The organism is Geobacillus thermopakistaniensis (assembly GCF_000498995.1).
Taxonomy (GTDB): domain Bacteria; phylum Bacillota; class Bacilli; order Bacillales; family Anoxybacillaceae; genus Geobacillus; species Geobacillus thermoleovorans.
Map to the genome: position 1 here is coordinate 1 of NZ_AYSF01000117.1, position 3619 is coordinate 3619.

At 52.9% G+C, this 3619-nt stretch carries 3 protein-coding genes and 1 pseudogene; 1 reads left to right on the forward strand and 3 read right to left on the reverse strand.

Annotated features, from left to right (window positions below; all coding sequences use genetic code 11):
• The first annotated feature begins 32 nt into the window (after positions 1–32).
• On the forward strand, positions 33–1040 hold the full coding sequence (locus tag T260_RS121430) for an MBL fold metallo-hydrolase (protein WP_023634690.1): 1008 nt from the start codon (positions 33–35) through the stop codon (positions 1038–1040).
• A gap of 43 nt (positions 1041–1083) precedes the next feature.
• Here the strand turns inward: T260_RS121430 and T260_RS121425 are convergent, their stop codons facing one another.
• The 3 genes and pseudogenes from T260_RS121425 to T260_RS121415 form a co-directional block, all read right to left on the reverse strand.
• Positions 1084–1932 carry a TIGR03943 family putative permease subunit gene (locus T260_RS121425; RefSeq protein WP_014195935.1) on the reverse strand — a complete coding sequence of 283 codons (849 nt, stop codon included), beginning with the start codon at positions 1930–1932 and terminating at the stop codon, positions 1084–1086.
• A 15-nt stretch (positions 1933–1947) separates the two neighbouring features.
• Positions 1948–2814, reverse strand: coding sequence for a permease (locus tag T260_RS121420; RefSeq protein ID WP_031213405.1), 867 nt, complete (start codon positions 2812–2814; stop codon positions 1948–1950).
• A 132-nt stretch (positions 2815–2946) separates the two neighbouring features.
• Positions 2947–3594: pseudogene (locus T260_RS121415) on the reverse strand (PTS fructose transporter subunit IIC); the annotation flags it as partial.
• Positions 3595–3619 lie beyond the last annotated feature (25 nt).

Genomic DNA, 3619 nt, shown 5'->3' on the forward strand with positions numbered 1-3619 from the left:
TGGAAGCGAAGTAAAATTCGGCCGAAAAATCATTGGCCAAGCGCTATGAAAACTTAGACGGCGTCTCGACGCACAAAACATGGGCCGATTTCCGCCGCTGGCAGCGGGAGCGGAAACAAAAACAAAAAGACTTGTCCTACGTCGTGCCGCATGTTTCACCGCCTCAATACGAGCGGCTTCAGAAGCCGAACGGACGGCCGCAGCTCTGCTGGGTCGGCCATTCGACCTTTGTCGTTCAACTTCATGGCATCACCATCGTCACCGATCCCGTCTGGGCGAATTGGATGGGCGCGGCCAAACGCTTGACGGCTCCTGGTGTTCCGCTTGACAAGATGCCGCCCGTGGACGTTGTGCTCATTTCCCACGGCCACTATGACCATTTGCATTTCGGCAGCCTCCGCCGTTTGCACGGTGACCCGCACATATTCGTGCCCGAGGGGCTCGGCCGCTTGTTCCGCCGCCGCGGCTACCGCCATGTCACCGAACTGTCATGGTGGGAAACGGCCTCCTTTCACGGCGTATCGCTCACATTTGTTCCCGCCCAACATTGGACGCGGCGAACGCTTTGGGATACGAATACGTCGCACTGGGGCGGGTGGGTCATTGAAGCGGACGACGCACCGACGGTTTATTTTGCTGGCGACAGCGGCTACTTCCGCGGCTTTCGCGACATCGGCGAACGCTTTTCCATCGACTATGCGCTCTTGCCGATCGGCGCGTACGAACCGGAATGGTTTATGGGGCCGCAGCACACCACACCGGAAGAAGCAGTGCAGGCGTTTTTGGACTGCCGGGCCCGCCTGTTTGTGCCGATGCATTACGGCGCGTTCCGCCTCGCCGATGATACGCCGAAAGAAGCGCTCGACCGTCTATGGACCGAGTGGCGGCGGCGCGGGTTGGAAGAGGAGCGCTTGCTTTGCTTGAAGCTCGGCGAGGTGATCGATGCCGCCCAAGCGTTGACGGCCCTTTCCCAATTCGACAATTCGTTCAGCCAAACAAGCGCAATCACCACGGTGAAACAAGCGCGGCAAAAGGAATGAGCGCAACTTTATCCAAAAGAGCAAGCCAGTCCGCGGCTCGCTCTTATTCATTGAATTGGCGGTATACGTACGGCTCCTTCGGTTTGGCCACCCTCTCCCATGACGTCACTTTTACATACGGAAGCGTCATATGAAACGGCTGGTAATACATGGTGGATAGCGTACCTTTCACATGAATCCATTCATCATTTTGAAGCGGCACCGTCTTTGGAAACTGAAGGAGCAGCCCGTACACCCCTGAATCCGCAACACAATGAATGATTCCAAAGCGAAGGAGAAACGCCTCATTGGCGCGCGTCGTTTCCTCACGGTAAACAAACCCGGTGAATTCAATGTCGCGGGCGGCGAATGCACCGGGAAACTGATAAATCGTTTCCATGGCATTTAAATAGTTTTGATCATTCAACTCCAAGCGAGCAAGACGACCGTATTTTTTCAGCTCTTTTTCCATGGCATTTTGATAATCGTCCCGCCCATAATACATGCTCGTATCCGGACGCAAAAACTGCCGCTGGGCAAACGGATCGCTGCCGTCAGCCGCCATCCCAGGAACATGAATCCCTTTCGCCTTTACGACTTCAGAATCCAGCGTCGCAACGGGAAACAAGAAGGCGGAAGCCAGCGGAAAAACAAAAATAAGGTAATTTACCACCCGCTTCCAGCGTGCGGACGGCTCATGATGGTGATGGCCACAGCACTCTTCCCCATGATCACGCGGTTCCTCGTTGCGGCTTGCCAGCACAAATTGCACAATCGTTAAAAAAGCAAACACAAACATCGCACTAAACGAAATATACGAATACCGCATATTAATGTATTTGCTCAACTCTCCAGTAATATATAAATGAAAAAACAAAAACGCAAACCCAAGCAAAATATACATGCGAATCATGCCGCCACCTCCTTGCTAGATCAATAGCGATCCGGCAAACACAAACAACGTGATATAGGAAATCAGTTTCCACACAAACCGGGCTCGGAATGACTGAAACAACATGAGCGTATTTTTCACATCGAGCATCGGCCCGTAAACGAGAAACGCTGCCAGCGCGTGAAACGGAAATGTGCTTTGAAACGACGAGGCGATAAATGCGTCCGCCTCGGAACAGAGCGACAGCACGAAGGCGAGCGCCATCATGACCAAAGAGGCCGCCACTTTCCCATTGCCGATCGCCACAAGCGCCGACGTTTTCACATACGTTTGCATCGCCGAAGCAATGAACGCCCCAATGATCAAATACTTCCCGGTCGCAAAAAATTCATCGATCGTATGGCGCAGGGTGCCAACGATTTTCTCTTTCCAAGTACGGGGCATCATCGGCATCTCGCGCCGTTCATGGCGCAACTCGCTGCCTTCATGCCGAATCGCCATCACGGCGCCGACAGCGACGGCGACAGCGCAAGCAAACAGCGCCCGACACAATACCATCGTCCAACTGCTTCCGAAAGCGATATATGTCGAAAACAGCACAACCGGATTGATGACGGGCGCCGTTAACATAAACGGCACGGCCGCGTAAAGCGGCACCCCCTTGGCGACGAGACGGCGGGTGATCGGCACGATGCTGCATTCGCATGAAGGGAAAAACACCCCAAGCAATGTGGCATAAACAATGGCCAAAAGGCGGTTTTTCGGTATCCACCGTTGTACGGCCTCTTCACTGACAAACATTTGAATGACTCCGGAAACAAACACCCCGAGCACAACGAACGGCAATGATTCAATCAATATGCTGATAAAAATCGTATTCAGCTGCAAAAACGTGTTCATCATGGGTTCTCCTCTCATTTACAACCGTTCATTTTATCATGATAAATGACCATTGTCATGAAAATTTGGTAAGAAAAATAGCAAACTCCATAACAAAAAAGGCGCTCCGCCTTTGGCGAAACGCCTCTTCTTCTATTATTCTTCCACTTCTTTTTTCCACAACCCGACCATCAATGCGGTTACGATGGAACCAATCAAAATAGCCAAGATATAAAGCCATGCACTGCCTTTGACGATCGGGATGACGAAAATCCCTCCGTGCGGCGCCGGCAGCCCGATATGGAACCACATCGTCAACGCTCCCGCAACAGCCGATCCGACGATAATCGATGGAATGACCCGCACCGGGTCAGCCGCGGCAAACGGAATCGCCCCTTCGGTAATGAACGAAGCGCCCATGATATAGCACGTTTTTCCGGCTTCCCGCTCGGCTTTCGTGAATTTCTTTTTAAAGAACGTTGTCGCCAGCGCCAATCCGAGCGGCGGCACCATCCCGCCAGCCATAATCGCTGCATGCGGCGCAAAGTTGCCAGCTTCAATCATCGCCAGGCCAAACGTATACGCCGCTTTGTTGATTGGTCCGCCCATATCGACCGCCATCATGCCGCCCAACACCGCGCCAAGCAGCACTAAGTTGGCGGTTCCCATGCCGGAAAGCCAATGTTTCAGCCCTTCATTCAACGCCTTGACAGGATCGATGACCACATACATCATAATGACGCCGGTGAGGAAAATGCCGAATACCGGATAGAGCAGCACCGGTTTAATCCCCTCAAGCGATTTTCGGCATTATTTTATGCTTTGGTGG